This is a genomic window from Leptolyngbya sp. FACHB-1624, assembly GCF_047649235.1.
GTDB classification, from domain to species: Bacteria; Cyanobacteriota; Cyanobacteriia; order Leptolyngbyales; family Leptolyngbyaceae; genus Leptolyngbya; species Leptolyngbya boryana.
This window is the reverse complement of the sequence record NZ_CP180258.1, coordinates 2,386,527-2,399,826: the sequence shown is the minus strand read 5'-3', so window position 1 is coordinate 2,399,826 and position 13,300 is coordinate 2,386,527. Positions and strand designations below refer to the sequence as shown.

At 46.9% G+C, this 13,300-nt stretch carries 13 protein-coding genes; 11 read left to right on the top strand and 2 right to left on the bottom strand.

Annotated elements, in window-relative coordinates:
* Positions 1 to 34: 34 nt before the first annotated feature.
* Positions 35 to 289, bottom strand: coding sequence for an Asr1405/Asl0597 family protein (locus ACMUEV_RS11115; protein ID WP_017289024.1), 255 nt, complete (start codon positions 287 to 289; stop codon positions 35 to 37).
* Between the two features lie 12 nt (positions 290 to 301).
* Complete coding sequence (gene cysE / locus ACMUEV_RS11110; RefSeq protein ID WP_017289025.1) at positions 302 to 1,015, bottom strand: serine O-acetyltransferase; 714 nt, start codon at positions 1,013 to 1,015, stop codon at positions 302 to 304.
* A gap of 1,396 nt (positions 1,016 to 2,411) precedes the next feature.
* Here cysE and nifB point away from each other — a divergent pair.
* The 11 genes from nifB to ACMUEV_RS11055 all read left to right on the top strand — a co-directional run bounded on the left by nifB (position 2,412) and on the right by ACMUEV_RS11055 (position 13,291).
* The gene (gene nifB / locus ACMUEV_RS11105) at positions 2,412 to 3,752 is read left to right on the top strand and encodes a nitrogenase cofactor biosynthesis protein NifB (protein WP_017289026.1); all 1,341 of its coding nucleotides are present in this window, start codon (positions 2,412 to 2,414) and stop codon (positions 3,750 to 3,752) included.
* Positions 3,753 to 3,925: 173 nt separating this feature from the next.
* Positions 3,926 to 4,330, top strand: coding sequence for a DUF362 domain-containing protein (locus tag ACMUEV_RS11100; protein WP_415354768.1), 405 nt, complete (start codon positions 3,926 to 3,928; stop codon positions 4,328 to 4,330).
* Entirely contained in the window at positions 4,305 to 5,510 is a 1,206-nt protein-coding gene (nifS, locus tag ACMUEV_RS11095) for a cysteine desulfurase NifS (protein WP_190653327.1), read from the top strand. The genes ACMUEV_RS11100 and nifS overlap by 26 nt, the downstream gene beginning before the upstream one ends.
* Before the next feature lie 21 nt (positions 5,511 to 5,531).
* Entirely contained in the window at positions 5,532 to 6,416 is an 885-nt protein-coding gene (gene nifU, locus ACMUEV_RS11090; protein WP_190653243.1) for a Fe-S cluster assembly protein NifU, read from the top strand.
* Between the two features lie 181 nt (positions 6,417 to 6,597).
* Complete coding sequence (gene nifH / locus ACMUEV_RS11085) at positions 6,598 to 7,485, top strand: nitrogenase iron protein (RefSeq protein WP_190653244.1); 888 nt, start codon at positions 6,598 to 6,600, stop codon at positions 7,483 to 7,485.
* Positions 7,486 to 7,641: 156 nt separating this feature from the next.
* Complete coding sequence (gene nifD / locus ACMUEV_RS11080; protein ID WP_190653245.1) at positions 7,642 to 9,123, top strand: nitrogenase molybdenum-iron protein alpha chain; 1,482 nt, start codon at positions 7,642 to 7,644, stop codon at positions 9,121 to 9,123.
* Positions 9,124 to 9,233: 110 nt separating this feature from the next.
* A complete protein-coding gene (nifK, locus tag ACMUEV_RS11075; RefSeq protein WP_190653246.1) occupies positions 9,234 to 10,772 on the top strand; it encodes a nitrogenase molybdenum-iron protein subunit beta in 1,539 nt (512 codons plus the stop codon).
* Positions 10,773 to 10,844: 72 nt separating this feature from the next.
* Positions 10,845 to 11,954, top strand: coding sequence for a homocitrate synthase (gene nifV, locus ACMUEV_RS11070; protein WP_190653247.1), 1,110 nt, complete (start codon positions 10,845 to 10,847; stop codon positions 11,952 to 11,954).
* A gap of 10 nt (positions 11,955 to 11,964) precedes the next feature.
* The gene (locus ACMUEV_RS11065; protein WP_017289033.1) at positions 11,965 to 12,231 is read left to right on the top strand and encodes a nitrogen fixation protein NifZ; all 267 of its coding nucleotides are present in this window, start codon (positions 11,965 to 11,967) and stop codon (positions 12,229 to 12,231) included.
* Positions 12,228 to 12,428: a putative nitrogen fixation protein NifT gene (gene nifT / locus ACMUEV_RS11060; protein WP_190653248.1), complete on the top strand. Its 201-nt coding sequence runs from the start codon at positions 12,228 to 12,230 to the stop codon at positions 12,426 to 12,428. Before ACMUEV_RS11065 ends, nifT begins: the two co-directional genes overlap by 4 nt.
* A 266-nt stretch (positions 12,429 to 12,694) precedes the next feature.
* Positions 12,695 to 13,291 carry a (2Fe-2S) ferredoxin domain-containing protein gene (locus tag ACMUEV_RS11055; protein ID WP_190653249.1) on the top strand — a complete coding sequence of 199 codons (597 nt, stop codon included), beginning with the start codon at positions 12,695 to 12,697 and terminating at the stop codon, positions 13,289 to 13,291.
* Positions 13,292 to 13,300: the final 9 nt, after the last annotated feature.

The following is a 13,300-nucleotide window of genomic DNA, read 5'->3' as shown; positions in this document are numbered from 1 at the left end:
TGATGGTTGAAATCTCGTTTCATCTAAACTCGTCTTACACACTCTCTGTCCAGCATCGCTCTAACCATCCGAGCAATTCACTCCGGGATGCGGCAAATTGCTGAACTGTACTCCGAACTAAAAAAGCAGCGATTGCATCATCGACTTCGACCCAAAGTGAGCCATCCTCTGGACACCAAGCAGGTATCCTTAATTCTTGTAAGCGATGATAGATTCGCCAGCGATCGGTTCGGGAAATGTTGACGACCTGAGCAGCCGTGATGCTAGGACTTCGAGTGTGCTGAAACATAGATTTGAAGGGTTAGGAATTGGTGAGGGTAGGGCGGAGCGATTGCAGTTGCTCCTCAAGCTGTTCGATGCGATCGTATAAATTCCGAATGACAACTGCTTGTGCATCAGGCAATTGATGATGTTCAAGCGGCTGAAAGGTCTTATTACAGCCCCGACAGATATTCCGACCAGGAATGCCCACAACGGTACAGGCTGAAGGAACATCTCGAAGGACAATCGAGCCTGCCCCAACTCGCACATGATCACCGACTGTAATGTTCCCGAGTACTTTCGCACCCGCCCCAACGACAACATGCTGCCCGAGAGTCGGATGACGCTTTCCAGTCTCTTTCCCAGTTCCGCCGAGCGTGACTCCTTGATAGATCAAAGTATAGTCACCCACGATCGCAGTTTCGCCGATCACAACTCCCATGCCATGATCAATAAAGACTGCTTGACCGATCGTTGCACCGGGATGAATTTCGATTCCGGTCAGAAAACGAGTCAGAAAAGAAATAAAGCGCGGAAAGAATGGAACACCACAACGATGAAGCCAGTGAGCTAAACGGTGAGAGGCGAGAGCGTGTAAGCCTGGGTAGCACACCAAGACTTCTAACCAGTGACGCGCCGCAGGATCACGTTCAAAGATGATTTGAAAGTCAGCCTGGAGCGTTTGCAAGCCGTTCCTGAGAAAAGAGGGAAAGGGATTAAAAGAGCGTTTGGGGAGAACTAAGGGCTGGAGCATCGCTTCTCAAGAGGGAATTAAAGCTATGTGTGCCTGGTCTGCTTTGCTTATAACAGGCAGGCAAAATGCTGATTCGGAGATCGCTCTGGATAGGATTTATTGAACTTATTAGCAATGTACTCAGCTTGCAAAGTCTGATGTACAAGCAATTTGAAATTTCTTTAGGGTGAAGGGACTAGCTTTTTTCAGGGCTAGCTCTAGTATTTATGGGAATAAGGATGAGTATTTCTACACTCAATTTGTCTAAGCTTCTATTCCTTAACTAGCAAGCTATTCAGCTTATTTCTAGTTCAAATTCTGCCACAAATTTGCCTGTACTCAACTGTACTCAAGCTGAGGAAGTTTGAGGCAAAACGAGATTTTCTGTATCTGTGGTTACGGTTTGAATTCTATTCTGATAGTTTTGAAAAAGCAAGTGTTCGATCGCAAATTGCTAGAGGTCATTTGCAATCCTTGAAGAACTGGATCAGTCATTCTCCAGCAATAGAAACGAGAACTGCTCAACAGTATTGCGGTTCGCAATTATTGCTATGCGCAACTGATATTTTTCACTATATATAGAACGTTAAAAAAATATTAAGTCGATCGCTGAATTCAAAAAAGTGATATTTTAGATACAGATTTGAATTTCGGAATTGTCTGGAGTAACCACACTTCGGTTACTCCAGTTTCTAACCCCGCCTAAAACGACTGAAAACTCAAGAGTTGAGTACAGGTTAATTCATCAAAAAATTAACTCAAAAATCCTTGAAACCTAATTAATTCAAGGATTCAACTAGAGTACAGAAAAACCCAACCCCCGCCCCTTTAATACTCAATCCCTCTGTTAAAAATACTCGCACCCTGCACCCCAAAATAATTTTTTCTCCTCTACAAATCGGGGTCTCAGCAGTTGAGTACATCTCTAATTATTTCAATAAATCCTATCAGCGCTCAGCCAAACGATGCAGAAAAACCTGGCTGCTATAACTTCCACAACACCAATCACTGAAGCTTCTACCTGGAACTGAGATTTATACCGTTCCTAACTTGAAGCAGACGTGTGTGGAGCAAAGTGATAACACCATGTCCCCGTCCAACCATGAAGTCGCTTTTGTCTGGATTGCTCACTAAAACAGCTCCCTTAACTTAACTAGGGTTTATTACTTGTTTAGACAAGTCTTGCAATCTCAACAGAAGCGACTTTCATTCCTTAGACTGTGACTGTGTAAACTCCTCCACAGGTGGCGATGTCCACTGACTATTCCGAAATTCAATGACACCACCACCCTCGGCATTGCTTACAACACCCGTTACCGATCTGACCATTAATAAGTCTACCGATCCGAATAACCCCCAGCCCAAATCATCCGATAGTAGCTGTGGTTGCAGCAGTAACCCAAATGCTACCCCCACAATGGATGACCGCCTGAGAGAACGAATCGAAAAGCACCCCTGCTATAGCGAAGAAGCCCATCATCACTATGCTCGGATGCACGTTGCTGTAGCGCCCGCTTGTAACATTCAATGTAACTACTGCAATCGTAAATACGACTGCGCGAATGAAAGCCGACCCGGTGTGGTGAGTGAATTGCTCACACCAGAAGAAGCAGCACACAAAGTGCTGGTGATTGCTGGTAAGATTCCGCAAATGACGGTCTTAGGAATCGCTGGCCCTGGCGATCCATTGGCTAATCCAGACAAGACATTCCGCACCTTTGATCTGATTGCAGACAAAGCTCCTGACATTAAATTATGCTTGTCTACTAATGGATTGATGTTGCCAGATCATGTCGATCGCATTAAAGCCCTCAATGTTGATCACGTGACGATCACGATTAACATGGTTGATCCTGAGATCGGCACGAAAATCTATCCTTGGGTTCACTATCGCCGCAGACGCTACAAAGGTTTAGAAGCTGCTCGTATCCTGCATGAGCGGCAAATGGAAGGCTTACAAGCACTGAGAGAGGCGGACATTCTCTGCAAAGTCAACTCGGTTATGATCCCTGGAATCAACGACAAACACTTAGTTGAAGTTGATCAAGTGATCCGCCAAAACGGAGCCTTCTTACACAACATCATGCCTCTGATTTCAGCTCCAGAGCATGGCACACACTTTGGCTTAACAGGTCAACGTGGGCCGAACCCTAAAGAGCTAAAAGCCCTGCAAGATGAATGTGCAGATAGCAACATGAAAATGATGCGTCACTGCCGTCAATGTCGTGCAGATGCAGTCGGCTTACTCGGTGAAGATCGATCGCAGGAATTCACCAAAGATAAGTTCATGGAAATGGAATCTGAGTATGACTTAGAAACCCGGCAGGAAGTCCATGCAGGCATTGCTCAGTTCAAAGAAGAGATCAAGCTTGCAAAAGCGAAAGTAAAGCCGAGTGAGCGAGTGAAGAACAGTCCGAAAATCTTGGTTGCGGTTGCGACTAAAGGTGGCGGCATTGTGAATCAACACTTTGGTCATGCGAAAGAGTTTCAGATCTTTGAAGTGGATGCAAACGAAGCTAAGTTTGTTGGACACCGTAAGATCGATCAGTATTGCCAAGGTGGATACGGCGAAGAAGCAACTTTGGATCATGTGATTCAAGCTATCGCAGATTGTAAGGCAGTTCTCGCATCAAAAATTGGAGGCTGTCCTCAAGAAGAGTTAAAGAAAGCAGGACTGCAAGTTGTAGAAGCTTACGACGTGATTGAAAAAGTTGCGCGAGAGTTTTACGACGAGTTCATGACGGCACAGGTTAGTTAGCAGACGAACGAGGTGAGCGAATGAAGTCGCGCCTTGTACAGACAAAACTCACGCAGGCAGACTAGCTCCTACTTTTCTCCTGCCCGTGTACAGACACACACTTTGTCTATCGAGTCCCGAATTCATTCGCTCAGCATCGGGTGATCCGCCTATCGCAAATCGGGAGTCAAGCCATGAGCTACACGATTACCAGCCAATGTATCGGATGCAATCATTGTTTACCAGTTTGCTCGACAGGAGCCATTCAATATGATGGAACGCATCATTGGATCGATCCTAATCGCTGTAACAATTGCGCTGACTCATACTCCGTCGCCCAATGTGCAGCAACCTGCCCGACTAATTACGGATGTGTTCCTGGTACGACTTCCGTAGTCACTCATAGAGCGCTCTTTCACTCAGATGAGTACTGGAGAAAATGGTTCGCAACGTATGAACGTTTAGTCTGTCATCTCCATGACCCGAATCATAATAGCCCTTACTGGCAAAACTGGTTCGATCGCTATTCAGAAAGACTTTCCACCTTGCTCTCTCATCATTCGGGGACTCGCAATGCAAACTTGCATTTATCTAGATAACAACGCAACCACCCAGGTTGATCCACAAGTTGTCGAGGCAATGCTGCCTTATCTGACTCAGTACTACGGCAATCCCTCTTCGATGCACCGCTTTGGAGGGCAAGTCGGAAAAGCTGTCAAAACTGCCCGCGCTCAAGTTGCAGCACTGTTTAACTCAGAAGAATCTGAAGTCGTGTTTAATAGCTGCGGCACTGAAGGAAACAATACTGCAATTCGCGCGGCACTCGCCGCTCAACCTGAGCGCAAACATATCATTACGACTCAAGTTGAACATCCCGCCGTTCTCAACGTTTACAAGCAACTCGAAAAGCAAGGTTACACGGTTACTTATCTCTCTGTCAGCCGCAAAGGTCAAGTGGACATGATGGAGTTAGAAGCATCCATGACGGGCAATACTGCGCTTGTATCCATGATGTATGCGAACAATGAAACCGGAGTGATCTTCCCAGTCGAGCAAGCAGGAGCGATCGCAAAAGAATATGGTGCGACGATGCATGTCGATGCAGTGCAAGTGGCTGGAAAAATTCCACTCAACATGCAGGACAGCACGATTGATCTGCTCACAATCTCCGGTCACAAGCTCCACGCTCCAAAAGGCATCGGCGCATTGTACATCCGCAAAGGTTTCCGCTTCCGTCCTTTCCTACTCGGCGGACACCAAGAGCGCGGACGCAGAGCTGGAACTGAAAACGTCCCTGGGCTAATCGCATTGGGTAAAGCAGCAGAACTTGCCCTTGAGCATTTGCCAAATGTCAAACAAGAGAAAAAATTGCGCGATCGCTTAGAGAAAACTTTGCTCAAAACGATTCCAGAAATCGAAGTCAATGGCGGTGGTACAGAGCGATTGCCCAATACAACCAACATTGGCTTCAAGTATATCGAAGGTGAAGCGATTCTCCTCTCACTGGATCAATACGGGATTTGTGCATCTTCTGGGTCTGCCTGTACTTCTGGTTCGCTCGAACCCTCGCACGTTCTCAGAGCAATGGGCTTACCTTACACCATTCTGCATGGTTCGATTCGCTTTAGTCTGTCTCGCTTCAATACAGATACAGATGTCGATCGCGTTCTCGAACTCATGCCCCAAATCGTCGATCGACTTCGTGCCCTCTCCCCATTCAATAGCGACCAAGCAGAATGGCTCCAAGGTAGAGAAGAAGCAGTTGCTACCAGTAAATAACCCTTTCAGTGAGATAAAGCTATGTGGGAATACACCGACAAAGTTCTGGATCTGTTCTACAATCCACAAAATCAAGGCACGATCGAAGACCCGAATCAAGAAGGAATTGCTGTAGTCTATGGCGAAGTTGGCAGCATTGCTTGTGGCGATGCATTGAGACTTCACCTCAAAATCGAAGTCGAAAGCGATAAGATTCTCGATTCGCGGTTTCAAACCTTTGGATGTACTAGCGCGATCGCTTCTTCTTCTGCCCTAACCGAGATGGTCAAAGGTCTCACCTTAGATGAAGCTTTGAATGTCAGTAACCAAGACATTGCAGCATTCTTAGGTGGACTGCCAGAAGCGAAAATGCATTGTTCTGTCATGGGACAAGAAGCATTAGAAGCTGCCATCTTCAAATATCGAGGCATCGAAGTCGAACACCACGAAGAAGATGAAGGCGCATTGATTTGTAGTTGCTTTGGCATTAGCGAACCGAAGATTCGTCGAGTCGTAATTGAGAACGGACTGACGACAGTAGAACAGGTCACAAGCTATGTCAAAGCAGGCGGCGGCTGTGGTTCTTGTCTTGCAGACATTGAAGATATCATCACTGCGGTGATCGATGAGAAAGAAACCACGGCTGCCAGAATTGCGGCTGAAATCTCCGAGGCACAGACCCGTAAACCTCTGACCAATGTTCAGAAAATTGCACTGATTCAAAAAGTGCTAGACGAAGAAGTTCGACCCGTATTGATTGCGGATGGCGGCGATGTTGAACTTTACGATGTCGATGGCGATTTCGTCAAAGTAACGCTCAAAGGAGCCTGTGGTTCTTGTGCAAGCAGTACTGCCACGCTCAAAGATGCCGTCGAAGCTAAGTTGCGTCTTCGAGTCCTTCCCACCCTTGTTGTCCAAGCGGTGTAACGTTCCTACCTAATGTCCTAATGAATTTAAAAAAATCTCTGCCCTGGGGCGAACGATCGCCACCTCCGTAAACGAGAGAGTGAGACGTTTCGATTCAACAGTTTTGATTGGAACGTCTCTACCCCCCACCGACAACCTGAATTGACAAACCACACACCTAATTCAAAGGAGATCCATTCTCATGTCTGACGAAAATATTAGACAGATAGCGTTCTACGGCAAAGGCGGTATCGGTAAATCCACCACTTCGCAGAACACGATCGCAGCTTTAGCAGAAATGGGCGAACGCATCATGATTGTAGGATGCGACCCAAAAGCAGATTCCACTCGCTTGATGTTGCACAGTAAAGCACAAACCACGATTCTGCACTTAGCAGCAGAACGCGGCGCAGTTGAAGACCTCGAACTCGAAGAAGTGCTATTGAAGGGCTATCGCGATGTTAAATGTGTAGAATCCGGTGGTCCAGAACCCGGTGTCGGCTGTGCAGGTCGAGGCATCATTACCGCAATCAACTTCCTCGAAGAAAACGGTGCTTATGAAGATCTCGATTTCGTATCTTATGACGTACTAGGTGACGTTGTATGCGGCGGTTTTGCAATGCCAATTCGCGAAGGTAAAGCACAAGAAATCTATATTGTGACTTCCGGTGAAATGATGGCAATGTATGCTGCAAACAACATCGCACGAGGCATTCTGAAGTATGCTCACTCCGGTGGTGTACGTTTGGGCGGTCTGATTTGTAACAGCCGTAAGGTCGATCGAGAAATCGAATTGATCGAAACCCTGGCACAACGTCTGAATACTAAAATGATCCACTTTGTCCCTCGCGACAACATCGTCCAACACGCAGAACTGCGCCGGATGACAGTGAACGAGTATGCTCCTGATAGCGCTCAAGCTCAAGAGTACGCAACCTTAGCTCGCAAGATCAAAGACAACAAAGATCTAACAATTCCGACTCCGATCTCGATGGACGAATTAGAAGATCTCTTGGTCGAATTCGGTCTATTGGGTGGCGACGAAGAGTACGAAAAAGCTATCAAGCAAGACCAAGGCGTTGCAGTCTAAGCCTAAATGGTAGGGAGTGGGGAGTAGGGAGTAGAGAAGCGTCTGCTGTCACGATCTAGCTTATTCTTTCCCCCACTCCCCACCTCCCCACTCCCCCAATTTACTACTCTCTCTCATCCATTCCAGAACCTTCAGCACTCTCAGCGAGGCACACCTATGACTCCTCCGGAATCTGTAACCCTAGAAAACGAAGCTCCTGCTCTTGACCCCAAAGAACTGATCAAAGATGTTCTAGAGGCATATCCTGAAAAAGGACGCAAAAAACGGGAAAAACACCTCAATGTCTACCAAGAAGGCAAACCCGATTGTGGCGTTAAATCCAACATCAAATCCTTACCTGGTTCTATGACCACCCGTGGGTGTGCATATGCAGGCTCGAAGGGTGTGGTTTGGGGTCCCATTAAGGACATGATTCACATTAGCCACGGTCCAGTTGGTTGCGGATACTATTCCTGGTCTGGTCGTCGGAACTACTACATTGGTACAACCGGAATTGATACCTTCGGAACCATGCAATTTACCTCCGATTTCCAAGAACGCGACATCGTATTCGGTGGTGACAAAAAGCTGGCAAAACTGATCACAGAACTCGAAGAACTGTTCCCTCTCAATCGCGGGATTTCCATTCAATCTGAATGTCCAATTGGTTTGATTGGAGATGATATTGAAGCGGTTGCTAAGAAATCTGCAAAAGAAATTAATAAAGCAGTGGTTCCCGTTCGGTGTGAAGGCTTCCGAGGCGTTTCTCAATCGTTGGGTCACCACATTGCAAACGATGCGGTTCGGGACTGGATTTTCCCCAGAACCGATAAAGCAAAAAAAGATGGCACGATCGATGTTGATCCGACTCAATATGATGTGGCAATCATTGGGGACTACAACATTGGTGGAGATGCTTGGTCAAGCCGGATTCTGCTAGAAGAAATTGGCTTACGAGTCGTTGCACAATGGTCAGGGGACGGCACCATTAACGAGTTGATCAATACACCGACCGTGAAATTAAATTTGGTTCACTGTTATCGATCGATGAACTACATCAGTCGTCACATGGAAGAAACGTATGGTATTCCTTGGTTGGAGTACAATTTCTTCGGGCCAACTCAGATTGCAAAATCGTTGCGCGAAATTGCTGCTAAGTTTGACGAAACGATTCAAGCAAAAGCAGAAGAAGTCATCGCCAAGTACCAAGCCCAAACCGAAGAAGTCATCGCTAAATTCCGTCCTCGTTTGGAAGGTAAAACAGTGGCTCTGATGGTGGGTGGTCTGCGTCCTCGTCACGTTGTTCCTGCGTTCTATGACCTCGGAATGAGATTGATCGGAACTGGATATGAGTTTGGTCACAACGATGACTATAAACGTACGACGCACTACATCGAAGATGGCACACTGATCTATGATGACGTCTCTGCCTTTGAGTTTGAGGAATTCATCAAGGAACTGAAGCCTGACTTGGTTGCTTCTGGAATTAAAGAGAAGTATGTCTTCCAAAAGATGGCGCTTCCCTTCCGTCAAATGCACTCTTGGGACTACTCTGGCCCATATCATGGTTACGATGGTTTCGCGATCTTTGCTCGCGATATGGATATGGCGCTGAATAGCCCAACCTGGGGCTTAATCGGTGCTCCTTGGAACAAATAGTCTTTTGCTTTGTGATCATTCCACCCGGCACTTAGATTCCGGGTGGAGCAAGCAATAACAACCCCTCCTCAAGCCCAATTCACTCCATCCTCTCTCTGGAGAACTCTCTCATGGCTCAGAACAATATTGATAAAATCCAAGACCACGCAACACTGTTCCAACAACCCGAATACCAGGAGTTGTTTGCAGACAAAAAACAATACGAAGGGAGCCACCCTGCCGAAGAAGTCCAACGCATTGCAGACTGGACAAAAACCTGGGAATACCGCGAGAAAAATTTCGAGCGTGAAGCCCTAACTGTTAACCCTGCAAAAGCTTGCCAACCTTTAGGTGCAATCCTCGCAGCAGTCGGATTTGAGCAAACTCTTCCCTTCGTACATGGCTCCCAAGGTTGTGTTGCCTACTTCCGTAGCCACTTCACCCGCCACTTCAAAGAACCCTTCTCTGCTGTCTCCTCTTCAATGACAGAAGATGCAGCCGTCTTTGGCGGGCTGAACAATATGGTTGAAGGCTTAGCAAACTCCTACAGCCTCTACAAGCCTAAAATGATCGCCATGTGTACAACGTGCATGGCAGAAGTCATCGGGGATGACCTACAAGCCTTCATCAAAACCTCGAAAGAAAGAGGCTCCGTCCCTGAAGAATTCCCAGTTCCCTACGCTCACACTCCGAGCTTTGTCGGTTCCCACATCACGGGCTACGACAACATGATGAAGGGCATTCTGACGACTCTCACCGAAGGCAAGAAGGCAGAAACGACAAACGGGAAGATCAACTTCATTCCAGGGTTTGAAACTTATGTTGGCAACCTGCGTGAAGTGAAGCGCTTAGCTGAGGTCATGGGGGTTGACTATACGCTCCTCGCTGACAACTCTGACTATCTCGATTCACCCAACAATGGTGAGTACAATATGTACCCCGGTGGAACCCCGCTCGATGTTGCAGCAGATTCGATCAACGCAGAAGCAACGATCGCATTACAAGCCTACTCCACCACCAAAACCCGTGACTATATCGCAAAAGACTGGAAACAACCTGTTTCTGTGGTTCGTCCGATTGGGATTCGTGGCACAGATGCTTTCTTAGTGAAACTCTCTGAACTCACAGGCAAGCCCATTCCGAAGGAGCTAGAAGACGAACGGGGACGCGCAGTCGATGCAATCACCGATTCGCAAGCTTGGCTTCACGGCAAGAAGATCGCAATGTACGGTGATCCGGATCTCGTCATTGGATTAGTCAGCTTCTTGCTCGAACTGGGTGCAGAACCGACTCACATTGTTGTCACCAATAGCAATGCTGAATTTGAAGCGGAGCTGCAAGCAATTCTCGACTCTAGCCCATTTGGAGCGAATGGCAAGATCTGGGGTGGAAAAGACCTGTGGCATATGAGATCATTGCTCTTCACTGAGCCTGTTGATCTCTTCATTGGCAACTCCTACGGGAAGTACCTCTGGCGTGATACTAAAACACCAATGGTTCGGATTGGATATCCGATCTTTGATCGTCACCACTTACACCGCTACGAAACCTTTGGGTACAAGGGAACGATCAACCTGCTCAACTGGATCGTCAATACGTTGTTAGATGAACTCGATCGCAACACGATCATTCCATCGAAGACTGACATCTCGTATGACTTGATCCGATAAAGCCGATCTCAGGTGGTGGGATTGTCTTTCCACCACCTTTCTTGCTTTGTGCAATCCTGGGAGACAGAGCCGATGAACAAGATCCAAATTAATGACACGACCTTGAGAGACGGAGAGCAAGCAGCAGGCGTTGCATTTACGATCGATGAAAAAATTGCGATCGCAAAATTCCTCGACGACATTGGAGTACAAGAACTGGAAATCGGCATCCCCGCAATGGGGAAACAAGAGACAGAAGCAATCTCTGCGATTAATCAGCTTGGCTTAAATGCAAAGCTTCTCGGCTGGAATCGCGCCACCATTTCTGACATTGCTGCCTCACTCTCTTGTGGCTTGTGCCGAGTCCATATCTCCGTTCCCGTTTCAGAAATTCAAATTGCTGCCAAGTTCCAAGGACGTTGGCGATCGATGTTAGAACGCTTACGGGACACGATTTGCTTTGCAGTGGATCATGGATTGTATGTTTCAGTCGGCGGTGAGGATGCCTCCAGAGCAGATGAAACCTTCCTGCTTGATGTTGCACTCTATGCCCAGGAGTGGGGTGCGTCTCGATTTCGCTTCTGCGATACGGTTGGCATTCTCGATCCATTTAGTACATTTAACAAAGTGAAAGCGTTAGTCAAACGGTCTGATATCGCGATCGAGATGCATACTCACAACGATCTAGGACTCGCGACTGCCAATGCTCTAGCAGGCATAAAAGCAGGCGCAACTTCGGTCAACACAACCGTCAATGGTTTAGGTGAAAGAGCCGGAAATGCTGCCCTTGAAGAAGTTGTCATGGGTTTGAAGCAGGTCTATCATACGCCCGTTGGAATCGATACATCACAACTGCTTTCCCTGTCACGGGTGGTTTCCAAAGCATCCGGCAGTACAGTTCCACCCTGGAAAGCGATCGTCGGATCAAATGCTTTTGCTCACGAAGCTGGAATTCATGGGGATGGAGTTCTAAAAGATCCGAAGACCTATGAGCCTTTCTCGCCTGAAGAAGTCGGTTGGCAGCGTCGTCTTGTTGCTGGTAAACATTCAGGTAAACATCTCGTTTCAAATCTGCTTGCACAGCACGGCATCATTCTAGAACTTGAAGAAACACAATCCGTTTTAAATTCGGTTCGGGATTTGTCGATGCAGTTGAAGCGAAGTTTGACGACTGAAGAACTACTAAGTTTAGTCCCTCGATAGGAGTGATACGATGCGACCCGATGAAGTAGAAATTGATGATCAACCCCTTTATGAAATTGGTCATAAAGTAAAAACCCGCCGCTTGATTCGCAATGATGGAACTTTTCCAGGACAAGATATCGGTGTAACTCTTGCTAAAAAAGGGGACACTGGCTACGTCGTGAGTATTGGAACATTTCTACAGACCTATTACATTTACGCCGTTCATTTTATGCAGTCCGGCTTTGTAGTCGGTTGCCGGAGTAAAGAACTAGAATCCGCAGAGGAAGTGCTATGAAAGTAATGTTACGGAAAAATGCGATCGGGCATTTAGTCGTTTATGTACCAAAGAAGGATTTAGAAGAAGAAGTTGTCAGTGAAGCGGAAACTGCGGACGGTAAGATTTACACATTGGCAAATGGTTGGGAGCTAGCAATGCCAGTGATGGAGGAGCCGATGAAGTTGCCGCAGACAGTTGAGGCTCGGCGGCTTTAGGTTAGGGAGATGGGGAGTGGAGAGATAGGGAGTTGTTGCTCTTTGTCTCTCCCTTGATCGTAGGTTGTTGATTGTGTTTCTGGCGGATATGCGCCTCTTAGATGAAGCTTTGCATTAATTCAGATTGCTTTAATTGAAGCTCTTGTCGGGAAATACTGCTTTTAATTTGACAATAATTCTCAGCTATTATTCTCAGTGTTTCAGGGTTACTACCACTGAGCTAAGAACACAAACCGTATTCAAAATCTTTCACCGAGAGTCCTATTATGCTCATTGAAAATGCTCAGTCCTGTGAATTTTGCTTAGAGGGACAGTTTTTAGCTTTTGTTGTCGAAAGTGGAAAACTCAAATATCTCCGGATGTCTTCCGCCAACGAAGAAATTCAAATCAAGCTCTCAAAACAGGTTCGCGCTGCGTTATTTCGCTCGATCGAGCAATCCTCTCCGCTCCGCCCTCTAGACCTGATTCAAGTCACAGGTAAACAAAGCATTGACCCTAAATCTGGCAGCGTAAAACTGACCGCACAGCAAATTTTGCGAGCTAATCCAAATAGCGAAAAGCTCATTGAATTTAAGTCTGACAAATCCTGCCCTGACAAACCCTGCTCTGATAAACCTTGCTACCGTGTCTTAGTTTGTCAAAATTCTAAATGCCAACGCAGAGGGGGACGCAAGCAGCATCGCGAACTCGAAACCGCCATCCGCGATCGCGAACTGCACACCGTTGCCACCATTGAACGATCTGACTGCTTAGGCAAATGCTCAATGGCTCCCAACATTATGCTCATGCCTGGGAAAAAGCGACTCAGTGGGATGGAACCAAACGCGATCGCAGATCTCCTCAAAACCCTATCATCCAGATAATCAGTCCAT

What these genes read in the sequence shown, in the direction of transcription:
- ACMUEV_RS11115 (WP_017289024.1), bottom strand. Translation starts at nt 289, where the DNA reads ATGTTTCAGCACACTCGAAGTCCTAGCATCACGGCTGCTCAGGTCGTC.
- cysE (WP_017289025.1), bottom strand. Translation starts at nt 1,015, where the DNA reads ATGCTCCAGCCCTTAGTTCTCCCCAAACGCTCTTTTAATCCCTTTCCC.
- nifB (WP_017289026.1), top strand. Translation starts at nt 2,412, where the DNA reads ATGGATGACCGCCTGAGAGAACGAATCGAAAAGCACCCCTGCTATAGC.
- ACMUEV_RS11100 (WP_415354768.1), top strand. Translation starts at nt 3,926, where the DNA reads ATGAGCTACACGATTACCAGCCAATGTATCGGATGCAATCATTGTTTA.
- nifS (WP_190653327.1), top strand. Translation starts at nt 4,305, where the DNA reads ATGCAAACTTGCATTTATCTAGATAACAACGCAACCACCCAGGTTGAT.
- nifU (WP_190653243.1), top strand. Translation starts at nt 5,532, where the DNA reads ATGTGGGAATACACCGACAAAGTTCTGGATCTGTTCTACAATCCACAA.
- nifH (WP_190653244.1), top strand. Translation starts at nt 6,598, where the DNA reads ATGTCTGACGAAAATATTAGACAGATAGCGTTCTACGGCAAAGGCGGT.
- nifD (WP_190653245.1), top strand. Translation starts at nt 7,642, where the DNA reads ATGACTCCTCCGGAATCTGTAACCCTAGAAAACGAAGCTCCTGCTCTT.
- nifK (WP_190653246.1), top strand. Translation starts at nt 9,234, where the DNA reads ATGGCTCAGAACAATATTGATAAAATCCAAGACCACGCAACACTGTTC.
- nifV (WP_190653247.1), top strand. Translation starts at nt 10,845, where the DNA reads ATGAACAAGATCCAAATTAATGACACGACCTTGAGAGACGGAGAGCAA.
- ACMUEV_RS11065 (WP_017289033.1), top strand. Translation starts at nt 11,965, where the DNA reads ATGCGACCCGATGAAGTAGAAATTGATGATCAACCCCTTTATGAAATT.
- nifT (WP_190653248.1), top strand. Translation starts at nt 12,228, where the DNA reads ATGAAAGTAATGTTACGGAAAAATGCGATCGGGCATTTAGTCGTTTAT.
- ACMUEV_RS11055 (WP_190653249.1), top strand. Translation starts at nt 12,695, where the DNA reads ATGCTCATTGAAAATGCTCAGTCCTGTGAATTTTGCTTAGAGGGACAG.